Genomic DNA, 15,423 nt, shown 5'->3' on the forward strand with positions numbered 1-15,423 from the left:
CAATTCCTTTCTTATCGACTCCCGCAGGCAAAAGCGGGCAGCAGTTGGCCGCACCACCGGAAGGTGATGTCTCTCAAATTCAGCGTTAAGTGGGGTATCCGGTAATCAGCGAAGGGCTGATTCAACTCGCATCCAAATGCACATCATTGCTGTGCATGTGGTGCTGGTTATCGGCGGTAGAGAGGTAGTTAGTTCGGTCATGGTATGGCCCTGTCAGCAGCGCAATATGCTTATCTCTTTTTGATCTACATATCTAATAAAACATAAGTTGACGGAATAAGAGCCTGCATTTAAAACCAGCACCTGAGCTGCCGCAAATGCCTTCGCCCTATATTTTCAATGCAAGGAATGCATCATGGATTTACGTCAACTTCGCTACTTTCTGGCCCTGAATGAGCACCGCAGTTTTGTTCGCGCAGCAGACGCCATGGGTATCACCCAGCCTGCATTCAGCCGCTCTATCCAAGGCCTTGAGCATGAATTCGGCTGCCAGTTGGTGGACCGTGGCAGTAAAGATTTACACCCAACCCCCGAGGGCCGTGTCGTACTGCAACATGCGCTGGCTCTGGTGCGTGGTGCGAGCAACCTGACCAACGAAATCAACCAGATGACCAAACTCGACGCAGGCGAGTTGCAGTTTGGTTGTGGTCCGGCGCTGTCAGAGAAGCTGGTACCGGACGCGCTGCTTCACTTCATGCAGCGCTATCCGCACATCCATACACGTCTCAGAGTCGACAATTGGGAGAGCCTGAGCCGAAGCCTGGGCCGGGATGAGATCGAGTTTTTTATCGCCGACGTTCGCCAGTTCGAGTCCGACCCCAGCTTGCAAATCCGCTTGCTGCGACCGCGCAGCGGCCTGTTCTTCTGCCGCCCCGGCCATCCACTGCTGGAGAAAGAGAGCCAGTCCACCAACGATCTGTTCGACTACCCGCTGGCCGCCGCACGCCTACCCGCAGGCATACATAAAGTACTGGCGAATCTCAGCGGCAAGACCCAGCTAGATCAGCATATTGAATGCGAGCACTTGCCTCTGCTGCTGAAGCTGGTGCGCAGCAGCAACACCATCGCCATGAGCACACAGGAAGCCATGAACGATTACCTGCACGAAGGAGAATTCGTGCAATTACACCTGCGCAATCTGCCTGCTGATCTGGACAGCCTGAAGGCCCACTGCGGCATTGTCAGCCGCGCTGGTTATCGGTTGTCGCCTGCAGCTAACGCGATGATTGAATTGCTGGTGAAGTTGGATCAGGAGGCAGATCAGAGTAAGGCTGCTTAGGCCTGCGCCCAAAAACCTGGACACGCTAACCAAACAAACAAAAACGGAGGCAATCACCTCCGTTTTTCAGTAGCGTCTAATCTTCAGCGACTTGCCTGAGCAGGCGTTGCAGCCACTGCTGCTGAGGCTGCCTGATCGTTCAGCGCCGCATCAAGAAACTCGCTCTGCACCCAGCCCTTCACTTGGAAGCCCTTACGGATCAGGCGCTGTTCAGCAGCGATGTTGACGCCCTTCTGCAGATGATCGAGGAATGCCTGATCAAGTCGCGGATCGAAGAGGTCAGCAAACTTGTCGTCACCGTAGCTTTTTTCCAGCAGGCCAGCAGGGTAATTAGCTCGTTCAGTCACCCGTTGCAGGTAGGTCGCTTTGTTGTCGTCATTACGCAGCCAGTTCACCGCTTTCTGCTGAGCCTTGAGCAGGCGTGCCGTGACTTCAGGGTACTGATCGACAAACTTGCCAGTGCCCAATAACACCGTTAACGCACTCCCCTCACCATTGAGATCATCTGTACTCAGCGGCAGGTCAGCCAGCCCCCGGCTATTAAGTGCGATCAGATCGAAGATGCTCCAGGTAGCGTCAATTTGCTTAGCTGCCAGTGCCGCTGCTGCCGCGTTGGTATCCAGGTTGATCACTTGCAGATCGCGCTCCTTCAGGCCCTCAGTCGCCAGCGCTGCGTTAAAGGACAGCTGGTTGGCGGTGCCTTTGAAAACCGCAACGCGCTTGCCTTTGAGGTCGCTCAGCGTCTTGATACCAGAGCCCGGAACAACGCCAAGATAGTATTTGATATTGCGTGCACTGGCGCTCAGCAGGCGCGTATCAAGACCGTTGGCCTTGCCGATAATGGCAGCCAGGTCGCCCAAATAGGCGAAGTCGATCTGGTCGTTGGCCAGGGCCTCATTAATCACCGGGCCTGCGCCTTTAAAGAAGTTCCACTGCACCTTAATGCCGTCTGCAGCGAACTCTTGCTCAAAGATGTTCTGCACACGCAACACGTCCACCACCCCACCACCGGTTGGCTTGTTTCCCGCGCTAAGGTCTGGGACCGCAATTCTGATTTCCTTGGGCAGCTCAGTGGCATGGGCCAGTTGACCAAAAGTGGTGAGCAGGCCCACCAAAACCGGAGCGGCGAACGCCCCAAAGACACGCACAAAACGATTATTCATTGAAGGGTTTCCTTGTGCTTGCAAGACGCCGGATGGCTTTGACGGGCTGACAATAAGCACAAGAAATCCAGTCAATAAAATAATAAAAGATTATTTTTTAATTCAATTAACGCATAAAAAGCCTACCACGCGGGCTGGCCGGCAAATGCGATAGAGGCATAAAAAATATTCACAAAAGGCATTGGAGGGAAAAAGAAAAAGCTCCTTTAAATGGGCTTTCTTATCGCTCAAATGAATTTATATGAAGTTTTATATGCCAATAATCATCTTTTCATATAAGCCCGAATCACACCCTCCAACAGCCCGCTGGAGGGCTTTTAAATGAGCACAGCGAGTCAACTCGGACGACTTACGCTGACTGCACATTTGCGTGCGGCCAAGCCCGTTTCACCTGATCGGTTCCTGCCCTGGATTGTCCCTGCGCTTTTATTTGCCTTATGGCTCGCAGCCAGCCACTGGCACTGGATGAGCGAGCAGGTTTTACCAAGTCCGGCGCTGGTGTGGGATACCTTGCTTGAGCTTGGTCGCGACGAGCTGTGGACGCACTTGGGCATCAGCCTGCAGCGCCTGGCACTGGGATTGGCCGGCGGGGTGTTGAGTGGCCTGCTGCTAGGTGCCCTACTCGGAAGCAGCAAACTGGCGGAAAGGCTGATTTACCCGACCTTCGCTGCGTTGGCACAGATCCCGACGCTGGCATGGATTCCATTGTTCATGCTGCTGTTCGGCATTGGTGAAGCACTGAAGCTGGTGGTGCTGATTAAAGCGATCATCGTACCGATCACTATTCATACGCTGGTAGGCGTGCGTGATGCTCAGCCGCGCTTGCGCGAAGCAGCCGAGGTACTGCGTCTGTCCCCCGTGCAGCAAGTCTTCAGACTGATCATTCCGGCAGCGTTGCCCTCCTTCATGGCTGGCCTGCGTCTGGCGCTGGCCACTGGCTGGTCCTCACTGCTGGCCGCCGAGCTGCTGGCCTCAAGTGAAGGACTCGGCTACCTGATGGTTTGGGGCCGTCAGCTGTTTATGTTGGACATCGTGTTTGTCTGCATTCTGGTGATCGGGATATTCGGTGCATTGTTTAACACCGGGATCAACTGGTTGGATAAGCGGCTGGTGTACTGGCCACACCCTGCAACTGCTGCCTTTCACCGCCAGCCTGTCGGGCCGGGCTGGCAGCGTGTGCAACCCTGGCTCCTGCCTTTAGCGTTACTGGTAATTTGGCAGAGCGCTGTGCAGTTGCGCTGGGTCGACAGCAACATTCTCGCGGCACCGCTGCACGTGCTGCAAGCGACGTGGGAAGGCCTGCGTGATGGCTCACTGGCTGAGGCCATGCTGCGCAGCCTGTCACGTGCACTGGGCGGGCTGTTGATCGGCGGCGGTCTTGGCTTGCTGTTTGGTCTGCTGCTGGGGCTGTGGAAACCGGCTGAGCGTCTGTTTGGCGGCAGTTTGTCGGCGTTGCAGCAAATCGCAATCTTTGCCTGGGTACCGCTGCTCACGGCTTGGTTCGGTTTAGGTGAAGCCGGCAAGTTGTCTTTTATCAGCCTGGCTACCTTTTTCCCACTGCTGATCGCCAGCCAACGCGGTATTGCCAACCTTTCGCCACAGCTCAACGAAGCCAGCCAGGTACTGCGCCTAGACCGCCGTCAGCACTTGCTGCGCGTGGTCTTGCCGGGTGCAGCACCGGCAATCTTTGCAGGCCTGCGTCTGGCGCTGATCTTTGCCTGGCTGGGCACCATCGGTGCCGAATACTTCATGCCCTCCAACGGTGGTATCGCCAGTCTGATGATCGGCGCACAACAGCTTTTCCGCATGGATCAGGTCATGGCCAGCATGTTGCTGATTGGCCTCACCGGTGCCCTGCTCAACACCCTCGGACAACGTCTTGAAGCGCACGTCTCGCGCTGGAGAAACGCATGAACAGCCTGACCTTCGCCACGCCGGGCGAATCCCCCTTGGAAGCAAAAAACATCGTCAGTTTTGATCGCGTCAGCAAGCACTTTGCCGTCGAAGAAGGCTCGCTGGAGGCCATTCGCGAATTCAGCCTGAACATTGACGAAGGCGAATCCATTGCCATCCTCGGCTCCAGCGGCTGCGGCAAATCCACCTTGCTGCGCCTGCTGGTAGGACTGGACCGCGAGTACGGTGGGCACATCAGAGTCGAAGGTAAGCAGATCAACGGCATTGGCAGCGAACGCGGCATCGTCTTTCAGGAGCACCGCTTGTTCCCATGGCTGACTGTGGAACAGAACATCAAGCTCGGCTTGATCAATGATCCACTGACCCAGGCTGAACGCTTCCGCAAGGTCGATGAATTTATCCATTTGGTCGGGCTCGACGGCTTTCAGCGCGCCTACCCGCACCAACTCTCCGGCGGCATGGCGCAACGCGTGGCGATTGCCCGCGGCCTGGTCGCCAGCCCGCGTATTTTGCTGCTGGATGAACCATTCGGCGCGCTCGACGCCCTGACCCGCCAACAGATGCAGGAAGAGCTGCTGGCCATCCGCGCCCGCGCCGGGATCACTACGCTGCTGGTTACGCATGATGTGGAGGAAGCCATCTTCCTTGCTGACCGCGTTGTGGTGCTGGCACCGCGGCCGGGCCGGATCAAGCGCATTGTCGAAGTAGACCTGGCACATCCGCGTAATCGCGGCAGCTATGAATTCCTGCAACTGCGCGAAGAGCTGTTGCACGAACTGACCGGAGATGGTGACTACCGCCCGCCAATGCCACGCGTGCAGGACCTGCCACTGTCATCCATCGCCTATTGATCAACTCCCGGGCCGCGCCCACCTGTATGAGGTTTACATGAGTAATCGTCCCAATTTTCTGGTGATTCTGGCTGATGACCTGGGCTTCTCGGATGTCGGTGCGTTTGGCAGCGAAATCTCCACGCCAAACCTGGATGCACTGGCCACAAATGGTCTGCGCCTGACCGACTTTCACGCAGCCTCGACCTGCTCTCCCACACGCTCAATGCTGCTTACCGGCACCGATCACCATATTGCCGGGATCGGCAGCATGGCCGAAGCCATCAGCCCCGAGCAGCAAGGAAAACCCGGCTACGAGGGCTACCTGAACGATCGAGTCGTCGCCCTGCCCGAGTTACTACGTGAAGCCGGCTACCAGACATTGATGGCGGGTAAATGGCACTTAGGACTCAAAACCGAACTGGCTCCCCATGCCCGGGGCTTTGAGCGCTCGTTCTCCCTGCTGCCTGGCGCTGCCAACCACTATGGTTTTGAGCCGCCGTACGACGACAGTACGCCGCGAATCCTCAAGGCGACGCCAGCGTTGTATATCGAGGACGATAAATTCGTCGACAAACTGCCCGAGGACTTTTATTCATCGGACGCCTTCGGCGACAAGCTGCTGCAATACCTCAAAGAGCGTGATCAGAGCCGGCCTTTCTTCGCCTACCTGCCCTTCTCCGCACCGCATTGGCCGTTGCAGGCTCCCAAAGAAATCGTCGACAAATACCGTGGCCGCTATGACCAGGGGCCAGCTGTTTTGCGCGAAGAACGACTGAACAAGCTCAAAGAGCTGGGCCTGATCGAACGTAACGTGGAACCCCATCCGGTGCTGGCACTGACAGCAGAGTGGGAACGCCTTAGCCCGGAAGATCGGGCCATATCCGCCCGCAGCATGGAAGTGTATGCCGCGATGGTTGAGCGTCTGGACTGGAACATCGGCCGCGTCGTGAATTACCTGCGTGATCAAGGCCAGTTGGACAATACCTTTATCCTCTTCCTCTCCGACAACGGAGCCGAAGGTGCTCTGCTGGAAGCCTTCCCGAAATTCGGCCCGAACTTAAAAAGCTTCCTCGATCAGCATTACGACAACAGTCTGGACAACATTGGCCGCGCCAACTCCTATGTCTGGTACGGCCCGCGCTGGGCTCAGGCAGCAACCGCGCCTTCACGCCTGTTCAAGGCCTTTACCACCCAGGGCGGCATCCGTGTCCCGGCGCTGATTCACTACCCGAAACTGGCTCGCCAAAAGCAAATCAGCCATACCTTCGGCACAGTGATGGATGTCACTCCAACCATTCTTGATCTGGCGGGTGTCCGTCATCCGGGTAATCGTTGGAACGGCCGCGAGGTGGCACCGGTACGCGGCAAATCCTGGCTGGGTTATCTGTCCGCAGAAACCAAAGAGGTGCACGACGCAAGCAGTGTGACCGGATGGGAGTTGTTCGGCATGCGTGCGTTGCGTAAAGGCGACTGGAAGATCGTCTACATCCCGTCACCGTTAGGTCCTGCCCGTTGGCAGCTCTACAACCTGAGCCAAGACCCCGGTGAAGTACACGATTTAGCCAAGAGTCATCCTCACATCCTTGAGGAACTGGCAGCTCACTGGCAAACGTACTCGGAAGAAACCGGGGTAATCATCGGGCAATCCCCGTTTCAACTGGATAAGTAATGCTACCTGCGGAGCGGCCAGGCGCTACTCCGCAGGCGTCTCACAACAGGTGTTTCTGCACCTCTCCGGTGAGAGTGACTTCCTCTGCTTCATCCTCTCCCAGAATCCGCGCACTGGCCGTCATGCCGGCACTGAGATGGACGCCTTGTGGCACCTTGTCCAAAGCGATCCGGACCGGTATGCGCTGGGCCAAACGCACCCAGTTAAACGTCGGCTCAACATCTGCCAACAACTGACCGTCTGGCGATGAGTTACGGTCGGTAATGCCCCGGCTAATACTTTCCACATGGCCGGACAACTTCTGATCCCCGCCCATTAACCAAATCTCGACAGGCATACCTTCTCGAATCTGCGGCAATTTGGTTTCTTCAAAATACCCCTGAATGTAGAACGAGCTCTCATCCACCAGCGCCATTACCGGCTGGCCGACATTCACATAGTTGCCTTGGGCCAGACGCAGGTTGGTGATATGTCCCGAGCGCGGAGCCCGGACTTCGCTGCGCTGCAGATTCAGCTGTGCCAGCTTCACGGCTGCCTGTGCCTGACGGAACTCACCTCGTGCGACTTCCATATCCAGCTTGGCGTTGTCGACTTGCTCAGCGCTGATGGCCGCCACACCCAGACGCTGGCGGCGGCTGGCCTGATGCTCGCGCTGGCGTAACTCGTCTTTGCGGGTCTGCTCAAGCGCCATCGCTTGCTCAAGTTCAGCCTTGTAGCGATCACGATCAATCGTCATCAGGACATCGCCTTTTTTGACGGACTGATTGTCGACGACTTTCAGTTCGACCACCCACCCCGAAACATCCGGCGCAATCGTCACCACATCTGCACGGATACGCGCATCACGGGTCCAGGGTGAATACATATAGTGCTGCCAGATCCAGTGCCCGGCGAACAATGCGACAGCCACAACCACCAAGGTTACGGTCACACGAATAAAGCTCTGCAATGAAAATCCCTCTTACTCAAACAGATGAAACAGCACCCGCTAACCCAATACGGCCACAATCGTCGCCAGTACACACACATAAAGCGCGCAGTCGAACAGCGCTTCATGCCAAATCCAACGAGTCAGACCCGCCCAATGGATACCTCTGCGCAACACACCGGTCACAACCAGAGCGAGCAAGGCGAATACCAGCATCGGGCTGAACAGAATCCCTCCCAGCTCTAACTCACGCAGTCCCATAGATTTCCCCACGCATTGAACACCAATGACGCCAACCACTGCGCAACTGCAACAATGCTGATTGGGCCAGACGCCGGTCAGGGCTGGACGGCAGCGCCATCAAAGCCTCGGATAGATGATTGATAGCAGGATCAAGCGCCTCCTGCCTGTCGGACTGAGGGCCCGCGTTTACCACTGCTTCATAGCGCAAGACGAATTGGTTCCAGTCGCTGGCAAGCTCAGGCAGCAACTGCACGCAGCCGCGCAGTTGCAACAATTCGTCCCCCAGATCGAGTGCAGCGACGCCCTCCTCCCAGACACTTTGCGACTGACCAGAGCCCACCGGATAGTAGCGCGCCAGTTGTACCAGACGATCAGCCATACGACCGCCGAACCAGCTTTCAGCCCCTGCCAGACTCAGGCGAGCCAGACGCCCCATGTCTCGCGCTGTCGCCTGCAACAAACGACGCCCCAGCCAGTTGCGGTTGCGTAGGCTGATCAACCTGAACGCCATCACCGCGCAACTCACACCAATCACCAGCCCCAGAGACTCATTGATAAAGAATGGCACGTCGTTGGTAACACCCGCCGGAGCAAGAGAAAGCACCACCAGATGCATACAGAACGCTGTCGCAACCGCACCTGTGGCAGGCGAGCTCATTGCCAGCGCTGCGATAAACATCGGTACACCCAGCACCAGACAAAGCAGCTCAAAGTCGTAAATAACCGGGATCAGCAGTTGCGTAATCACAAAAGCAACCGGCAGCGCCCAGAAGGTTCCACGCAGGAACATCATTCCGAGCTGGATCGCATTGTCCCGGCTGGCAAACAAACTGCACACCACCGCACATAAAAGCATTGCCCCAGTTGCCGAAGGCCAGGCCGTCGCCATCCAGAAGCTCGCCATCAGCAAAAATGCCAACGCACTGCGCATGCCAAAAAAAGCTGCGGTTTGCCAATCATGGTGCCATGACAAAGCCGGTGGCAGTTCGCGACTGGGTTGAGCGTTGCACACTGCATCAAACGAGTGCTGCGCCTTCAGCAGCGTGCCGATAAACAGAGCAAGACGATCCAGACAATGCTGCTGCGATGCTGTCCATTCGCGGGAAGACAAGGCCTCTACCAACTCCCCACGCAGTGCAGCCCAGTCAATGGCTTCATGATCGTCTAGGCCGTCGCGAACACGGGTCAGCCAGATGCTCACCTCTGCGGCCTCATTAGCCGACAATTGCCGCCACTGCCGCGCCACTCCACGGGCCAGACGCAGCATAGCCAACAGATCACGGCTCATCAGACGTACCGCCTGAGCCCGCAAGCGCCCCTGATAGCCTTCAAACCAGGCATGTTCGCGCTGCGCATCCACCGCGACGATGCGCCCGAGCATTTCCAGCAACCCTTGCCGAGGCAAACTGTCTCCGCTGAGAGACTGACTGGCAGCCTGAAGACCTGCGCGCCAAGTGCCTTGCGCCTGCCCTACCAACTGATGATTAACCCGGATCGGCCAGAGAATGATCTGCACCATCGACGCACAAATAATCCCCAGAGAGATTTCCGTCGCCCTCGCCACCGCCTCCTCAAATACATTCAGCGGGTTCCCAAGCGACGGCAGACAGATGATCCCCACGGTGTAGCCCGCCAACACAAACGAATAGGCCCAGGCACTGCGCATCATGGTTGAAGCCGCTGTACACAGCCCAAGCCAAAGCGCCACAGCCGCCAGAAATATCCAAGGCGATTGGCTGAACATCGCCATCACCACAATCGACATCACCGCCCCAACCAACGTCCCCAGCAATCGGGCGATAGCCTTTTGCAGCACCATGCCTGACAGCGGCTGCGCGACAATAACTGCCGTCATCATGGCCCATTGCGGCTGATCCAGCCCGAAGCGCAAGGCACACCACAACGCCAGAAAAGCCCCTAGCACGGTCTTGATCGCAAACTGCACAGACCTGAGGCTGGGAGCCAGAAACGGCTTGAGGAAATTCGGCACTCTGACTCCCTGTCGGACAGTGAATAGATCGTGGGATTTAATCGACAAACAATATTATTAGGCTGCTAACTATTTTCGCAAAAAAATAGTTCTGCAGTCAGATGAACGGTAATAACTGGAGAACTTCGCTCCCCAATGACAAGCCTCTAAGGGGTAAGTTCACCCCTATGCGGGATAAAAAAACGCCGTCATCACATGATGACGGCGTGCAATCCTGGGCAAACAGCCAAGGTGTCGTGGTTTGGTAAGCTCAGAAGGCAGGCAGCACAGCTCCCGAATAGCGCTGTTCAATAAAGGTTTTAACTTCCGGGCTGGTCAGAGCATCAGTCAGTTTCTGGATCGCCGGGCTGTTCTGGTTATCAGGACGGGCAACCAGGAAGTTCACATAGGGGGAATTACCGTCTTCAATCAGCAGCGCGTCTTGGGCTGGGTTGAGCTTGGCTTCCAGCGCGTAGTTGGTGTTGATCAATGCCAAATCTACTTGATCCAACACGCGCGGCAGGATGGCAGCTTCCAACTCTTTGAATTTGAAGTTGTGCGGGTTGCTGCTGATATCTTTGGGTGAAGCAACAGCGCTTTTCGGGTCCTTCAAAGTAATCAGACCAGCCTTCTGCAACAGCAGTAGCGCGCGGCCGCCGTTGCTGCCCTCATTTGGGATAGCAATGCTGGATCCATCAGGCAGTTCGGTAATGAGTTTGTGTTTGCTGGAGTACGCCCCGAACGGCTCGACGTGCACGCCTTTAACGACAACCAAGTCAGTGCCGCGACTGCTGTTAAAAGCATCCAGATACGGCTTGGTCTGGAAGTAGTTGGCATCCAGTTGCTTCTGTTGCACTTGCAGGTTGGGCTGTATGTAGTCAGTGAAGACCTTAATCTCCAGATCAACGCCTTCTTCAGCCAACTTCGGCTTGATCAGCTCCAGAATCTCGGCATGCGGGACCGGCGTGGCAGCAACCACCAGCTTTTCGCCAGCGTTTACAAAACCAGAAATGAGGGAAGCCGCAAGAGCGGTGAACAACAGTGTCTTTTTCATGTCGGAGACTCATCCATTAGCAGCCTTACACATGCATGTATGGCGAATAATCTGGGAAACCAGCCCGCTTGGCGGTTTCAGTTGGGGCGACACTACTGTTATTTTTTATTCCTCAAAAATACTGTTTTATTATTTTTATATAACCAAAGCACAAATACGCTTTTGATTAGGGACTCTGCCGCATGGACCTCTCACAGCTGACCCGCCACCTGGACCGCATCCAACGCCTCACGCTGCTGACGCAGCCCACACCACTGGAAAAACTCCAGCGTCTCTCGCAAACCCTGGGTCGCGAGATTTACATCAAACGCGATGACACCACACCGTTTGCCTTGGGCGGCAACAAGGTACGCAAGCTGGAATACCTCGGCGCAGCCGCACTCGCTGAAGGGGCTGACACCCTGATCACCGCCGGAGCCATCCAGTCCAACCACGTCCGCCAGACTGCCGCCCTCGCCGCTCGCCTCGGCCTGGATTGCCTGGCCTTACTGGAAAACCCGATCGGCACCAGCGCAGCCAACTACCTTGAAAACGGCAACCGCCTGCTGTTGGACCTGTTTGGTGCCACCGTAGAAAACGTGCCCGACCTTGATAACGCCGATCAGCTACTGAACCAAGCGGCTGCGCGTCTTAACGTGCTGGGCAAGCGGCCTTATGTAGTACCGATTGGTGGCTCCAACGCCCTAGGCGCGCTGGGCTATGTGCGGGCAGGCCTTGAGCTGGTCGAGCAGATCAAACAGAGCGGCCAGCAGTTTGCCGCCGTGATAGTGGCCTCAGGCAGCGCCGGTACCCATAGCGGCCTGGCGCTAGGGCTGGAATATGCCTTGCCGGGTACTCGCCTGATCGGTGTCACCGTCTCCCGCCCTGACGCCACTCAGCGCCCGAAAGTGGAGGGTCTGCTTAAGCAAACAGCTGAACTGCTGGAGATTGCAGTGCCGGCCAGCCTTAACATCGAACTGTGGGACAGCTATTTCGGCCCGCGTTACGGCGAAGCCAATCCGGCCACTCTCGCCAGTATTCAACTGCTGGCCAGTCAAGAAGGCATCCTGCTCGACCCGGTTTATACCGGCAAAGCCTTTGCCGGGCTGGTGGATGGCATTGAACGTGATCTGCTTGGCAATGGCCCGGTGCTGTTCGTGCATACCGGTGGTGCTCCTGCACTTTTCGCCTACCATTGATGCGAACAGTGATCAGCACCCAATTAGAAACAACCGATATATAAGAATAATTTTTAAGTATTTTAACTTCTAAAAGGAGCGCTCTAGAGTGAGCGCACTTTTACTGCAGCGCGAGGATCGCACCATGCAACGTTCCCTGTTAAGACGCCCTCTCACAGCGTTAGGCCTCGGATTGGCCTTTGTTGTTTCCCTCTCCCTCCAAGCCGTACAGGCAGCCGATTTGCTCGATCAGATCAAGCAGAAAGGCGAAATCAAAATTGGTCTGGAAGGCACCTACCCGCCATTCAACTATCAGGACGAGAACGGCAAGCTCACCGGCTTTGAAGTGGAGTTCGCCGAAGCAGTGGCCAAAGAGCTTGGCGTCAAAGCTGTATTCCAGCCGAGCAAGTGGGATGGCATCCTCGCCGCGCTTGAAACCGGTCGGCTGGATGTCGTGGTCAACCAGGTGACCATCTCTGAAGAACGTAAAAAGAAATACGATTTCAGCACGCCTTATACCGTCTCCGGTGTTCAGGTGCTGGCCCGCACCGGCGAAGAAGACCAATACAAGAAACCTGAAGATCTGGCTGGCAAAAAAGTCGGCGTGGTACTGGGCACCAACTACGAACAGTGGCTGAAAGATAACGTGCCGCAAGCCGACATCCGCACTTACGACGATGACGCCAGCCGTAATCAGGATGTCCGCGTTGGGCGCCTCGACGTGATCCTCGGTGACCGCTTGGCTGCCTTTGAACTGGTTGATAAATCCCGCGGCAAACTGGCCGTAGCTGGTGAGCCATTTGCCCCGCAAGCTGCCGGCATCGCCCTGCGCAAAGGCAACCCGCAGCTGCAGGCCGCACTGGATAAAGCCATCGCCGATCTGCGTGCCAACGGCACCCTCAAGGCGATATCGGAAAAATGGTTCAAGGCTGATGTAACCCAATGATCGAAGCAAGCCTGCAGCTTGCGCTGGATTCCGCGCCCTTCCTGCTCAAGGGCGCGCTGTACACGGTAGTTCTGAGCCTCGGCGGCATGTTTTTCGGCCTGCTGCTGGGGTTTATTCTGGCAATCACCCAGCTTTATGCCTTCGCCCCGCTGCGCCTTCTGGTGCGCATTTATGTGTCGTTCTTCCGGGGCACGCCGCTGTTGGTGCAGTTGTTCATGATCTACTACGGTTTGCCTGAAATCGGCATCCAGCTTGAGCCCCTCCCTGCCGCAATGATTGGCCTGTCTCTGAACATGGCCGCCTACGTTTCCGAAATTCTCCGTGCGGCGATTGCCTCGATTGATCGTGGCCAGTGGGAAGCCTCCGCCAGTATCGGTATGAGCCGCGTGCAAACGCTGTACCGCACCATCCTGCCGCAAGCTGCGCGCACCGCACTGCCACCGTTGGGCAACAGTTTTATCGGTTTGGTAAAGGACACCGCACTGGCCGCCACCATTCAGGTGCCGGAGCTGTTCCGTCAGGCCCAGTTGATCACCGCACGCACCTTCGAGATTTTCACCATGTACCTGGCTGCAGCCCTGATCTACTGGCTGCTCTCCAGCCTGCTGGCGCACCTGCAAAATCGCCTGGAAGCACGCGTTAATCGACATGAAAGGGATAACTGATGATCAGCGTGCGTAACCTGAAAAAGTCCTTTAAGGGCCAGCCGGTGCTCAAGGGCATCGACTTGGACATTCAACCCGGCGAAGTGCTGGCGATTATCGGCCCCAGCGGCTCGGGCAAGACCACCCTGCTGCGCTGTCTGAATCTGCTGGAAACCCCGGACAGCGGCAGCATCCGCGTCGGAGATATTGAGATTGATGCAGCCAAACCCATAAGCCAGCAGCGGTCGCTCGTGCGTAAGCTGCGCCAGCAAGTGGGTTTCGTCTTTCAGAACTTCAACCTGTTCCCGCACCGCAGCGCGCTGGATAACGTCATTGAAGGGCCGCTGATCGTCAAAAAAGAGCCCAGAGAACAGGCTGAAGCCAAGGGCCGCGCACTGCTGGCCAAAGTCGGCTTGGCAGGCAAGGAAGAGGCTTATCCCAAGCGTCTTTCCGGCGGCCAGCAACAGCGAGTCGCCATCGCCCGTGCACTGGCCATGGAACCTGAGGTGATTCTGTTTGATGAGCCCACCTCTGCCCTGGACCCGGAGCTGGTAGGCGAAGTGCTCAACACCATTCGCGGGCTCGCCGAGGAAAAACGCACGCTGGTGATCGTGACCCATGAGATGAGTTTCGCCCGGGATGTGGCCAGCCGGGCGATCTTTATTGATCAGGGCGTGATCGTCGAACAAGGCGCTGCTCAGCGATTGTTCAGCAACCCGCGTGAGCCGCGCACGCGTCAGTTCCTCAGCAAGTTCCTGCCCGTGGTTGAGCAGGATGGCAGCGGAATTTAAGGCGCGTCCTGCTCCGGCACGTAAATCATCCGGCCATCGTTGAGACGGTAAGTGATACCGGCCTTGCTGCCCTGTCCCTCACCGATCTCACCGCTGGCCTGATACTCAGTCAACTCCTGCCCATCTTTAACCAGCATGCGCATGTCGGCTTCGCCGGGGTTCTCGATCACCACCACTTTGTTCTGGTTGAACGGGTTGAGCGGACTCTGCACGATGACGATCAGCAGAATACCGATCACCACCAGAAACACGTCGATCAGGTTAACCACCGACAGCATCGGGTCATCTTCATCCTCTTCCAGAAAGCGCATCAGCAGGCCTCCTGCTGACGTTCGATAGCACGCAGCTCTTGCAACAGCCAGCGGCGGCGAATGGTGAGGATAAAGAAGCTGATGCTGGCGGCCAGCAGCGCCACGATCACCGCAGAAAACGCCACTACCAGATTCTCGCCAATACCCTGTCCATCGTTCTTAGTCAGCGCCAACAGTGCCGGCCCCATAGGAATCATGGTTGCCACTAGTCCCAGCATTGGCGTGCTGCGCGAGACCACGCGCAACCATTCCAAACGCTGCATGATCAGCAGTTCCAGATCATCGCTAGTTCCCCCATGGGTAGTTTTCCAGAGCGCCAGCACTGAACGATAACGACCGCTACGGCGCTGCCAAACCTCAACCGCAAAACTGCCCAGCGCTACAAAGGCGTATGCCAGCGCCAGCAAAATCAAAACCAGTACCGGTGTCAAAAACCAGCGGGTGAGTTCGTACAAACTGAATTCAAAGGTATTCATAACTACTGCTCAGTCAGGGTGGCCGGAAGCGGCCACCGATATGTTG

15 protein-coding genes are annotated in these 15,423 nt (G+C 56.6%); 8 read left to right on the top strand and 7 right to left on the bottom strand.

Going from position 1 to position 15,423, the window contains the following annotated elements:
- Positions 1-355: 355 nt before the first annotated feature.
- Complete coding sequence (locus AO726_RS01425; RefSeq protein WP_058066263.1) at positions 356-1,279, top strand: LysR family transcriptional regulator; 924 nt, start codon at positions 356-358, stop codon at positions 1,277-1,279.
- 83 nt (positions 1,280-1,362) lie between these two features.
- Here the strand turns inward: AO726_RS01425 and AO726_RS01430 are convergent, their stop codons facing one another.
- Positions 1,363-2,442 (bottom strand): ABC transporter substrate-binding protein, encoded by a 1,080-nt coding sequence (locus AO726_RS01430; protein WP_058066264.1) that lies wholly within the window; start codon positions 2,440-2,442, stop codon positions 1,363-1,365.
- 321 nt (positions 2,443-2,763) lie between these two features.
- On the opposite strand from AO726_RS01430, the gene AO726_RS01435 reads away from it, so the two are divergent.
- The 3 genes from AO726_RS01435 to AO726_RS01445 are packed head-to-tail and all read left to right on the top strand — an operon-like array spanning position 2,764 to position 6,858.
- Entirely contained in the window at positions 2,764-4,356 is a 1,593-nt protein-coding gene (locus AO726_RS01435; protein ID WP_058066265.1) for an ABC transporter permease, read from the top strand.
- A complete protein-coding gene (locus tag AO726_RS01440) occupies positions 4,353-5,207 on the top strand; it encodes an ABC transporter ATP-binding protein (RefSeq protein ID WP_152987214.1) in 855 nt (284 codons plus the stop codon). Before AO726_RS01435 ends, AO726_RS01440 begins: the two co-directional genes overlap by 4 nt.
- Before the next feature lie 37 nt (positions 5,208-5,244).
- Positions 5,245-6,858 carry an arylsulfatase gene (locus AO726_RS01445; RefSeq protein ID WP_058066266.1) on the top strand — a complete coding sequence of 538 codons (1,614 nt, stop codon included), beginning with the start codon at positions 5,245-5,247 and terminating at the stop codon, positions 6,856-6,858.
- A gap of 40 nt (positions 6,859-6,898) precedes the next feature.
- Here AO726_RS01445 and AO726_RS01450 read toward each other — a convergent pair whose 3' ends face one another.
- The 4 genes from AO726_RS01450 to AO726_RS01465 form a co-directional block, all read right to left on the bottom strand.
- On the bottom strand, positions 6,899-7,807 hold the full coding sequence (locus AO726_RS01450; protein WP_058066267.1) for an efflux RND transporter periplasmic adaptor subunit: 909 nt from the start codon (positions 7,805-7,807) through the stop codon (positions 6,899-6,901).
- Positions 7,808-7,846: 39 nt separating this feature from the next.
- Positions 7,847-8,047, bottom strand: a complete 201-nt coding sequence (locus AO726_RS01455; RefSeq protein ID WP_058066268.1) for a DUF1656 domain-containing protein — start codon at positions 8,045-8,047, stop codon at positions 7,847-7,849.
- Positions 8,034-10,019, bottom strand: coding sequence for an FUSC family protein (locus AO726_RS01460; RefSeq protein ID WP_058066269.1), 1,986 nt, complete (start codon positions 10,017-10,019; stop codon positions 8,034-8,036). Before AO726_RS01460 ends, AO726_RS01455 begins: the two co-directional genes overlap by 14 nt.
- 250 nt (positions 10,020-10,269) lie before the next feature.
- On the bottom strand, positions 10,270-11,052 hold the full coding sequence (locus tag AO726_RS01465) for a MetQ/NlpA family ABC transporter substrate-binding protein (protein ID WP_058066270.1): 783 nt from the start codon (positions 11,050-11,052) through the stop codon (positions 10,270-10,272).
- A 182-nt stretch (positions 11,053-11,234) separates the two neighbouring features.
- Between AO726_RS01465 and AO726_RS01470 the strand changes: the two genes are divergently transcribed.
- From AO726_RS01470 to tcyN, 4 genes are all read left to right on the top strand, one after another.
- A complete protein-coding gene (locus tag AO726_RS01470; protein ID WP_058066271.1) occupies positions 11,235-12,230 on the top strand; it encodes a D-cysteine desulfhydrase in 996 nt (331 codons plus the stop codon).
- Between the two features lie 124 nt (positions 12,231-12,354).
- Positions 12,355-13,155, top strand: coding sequence for a cystine ABC transporter substrate-binding protein (gene tcyJ, locus AO726_RS01475; RefSeq protein ID WP_058067064.1), 801 nt, complete (start codon positions 12,355-12,357; stop codon positions 13,153-13,155).
- Entirely contained in the window at positions 13,152-13,820 is a 669-nt protein-coding gene (gene tcyL / locus AO726_RS01480) for a cystine ABC transporter permease (RefSeq protein ID WP_058066272.1), read from the top strand. The genes tcyJ and tcyL overlap by 4 nt, the downstream gene beginning before the upstream one ends.
- Positions 13,820-14,590: an L-cystine ABC transporter ATP-binding protein TcyN gene (gene tcyN, locus AO726_RS01485; RefSeq protein WP_058066273.1), complete on the top strand. Its 771-nt coding sequence runs from the start codon at positions 13,820-13,822 to the stop codon at positions 14,588-14,590. Before tcyL ends, tcyN begins: the two co-directional genes overlap by 1 nt.
- On the opposite strand, the gene AO726_RS01490 is transcribed toward tcyN, so the two are convergent.
- Complete coding sequence (locus AO726_RS01490; protein WP_058066274.1) at positions 14,587-14,901, bottom strand: DUF2149 domain-containing protein; 315 nt, start codon at positions 14,899-14,901, stop codon at positions 14,587-14,589. The genes tcyN and AO726_RS01490 overlap by 4 nt on opposite strands.
- Entirely contained in the window at positions 14,901-15,377 is a 477-nt protein-coding gene (locus AO726_RS01495) for a MotA/TolQ/ExbB proton channel family protein (RefSeq protein ID WP_058066275.1), read from the bottom strand. The genes AO726_RS01490 and AO726_RS01495 overlap by 1 nt, the downstream gene beginning before the upstream one ends.
- Positions 15,378-15,423 lie beyond the last annotated feature (46 nt).

The sequence above is a fragment of the Pseudomonas sp. TTU2014-080ASC genome, from assembly GCF_001446935.1.
GTDB lineage: Bacteria > Pseudomonadota > Gammaproteobacteria > Pseudomonadales > Pseudomonadaceae > Aquipseudomonas.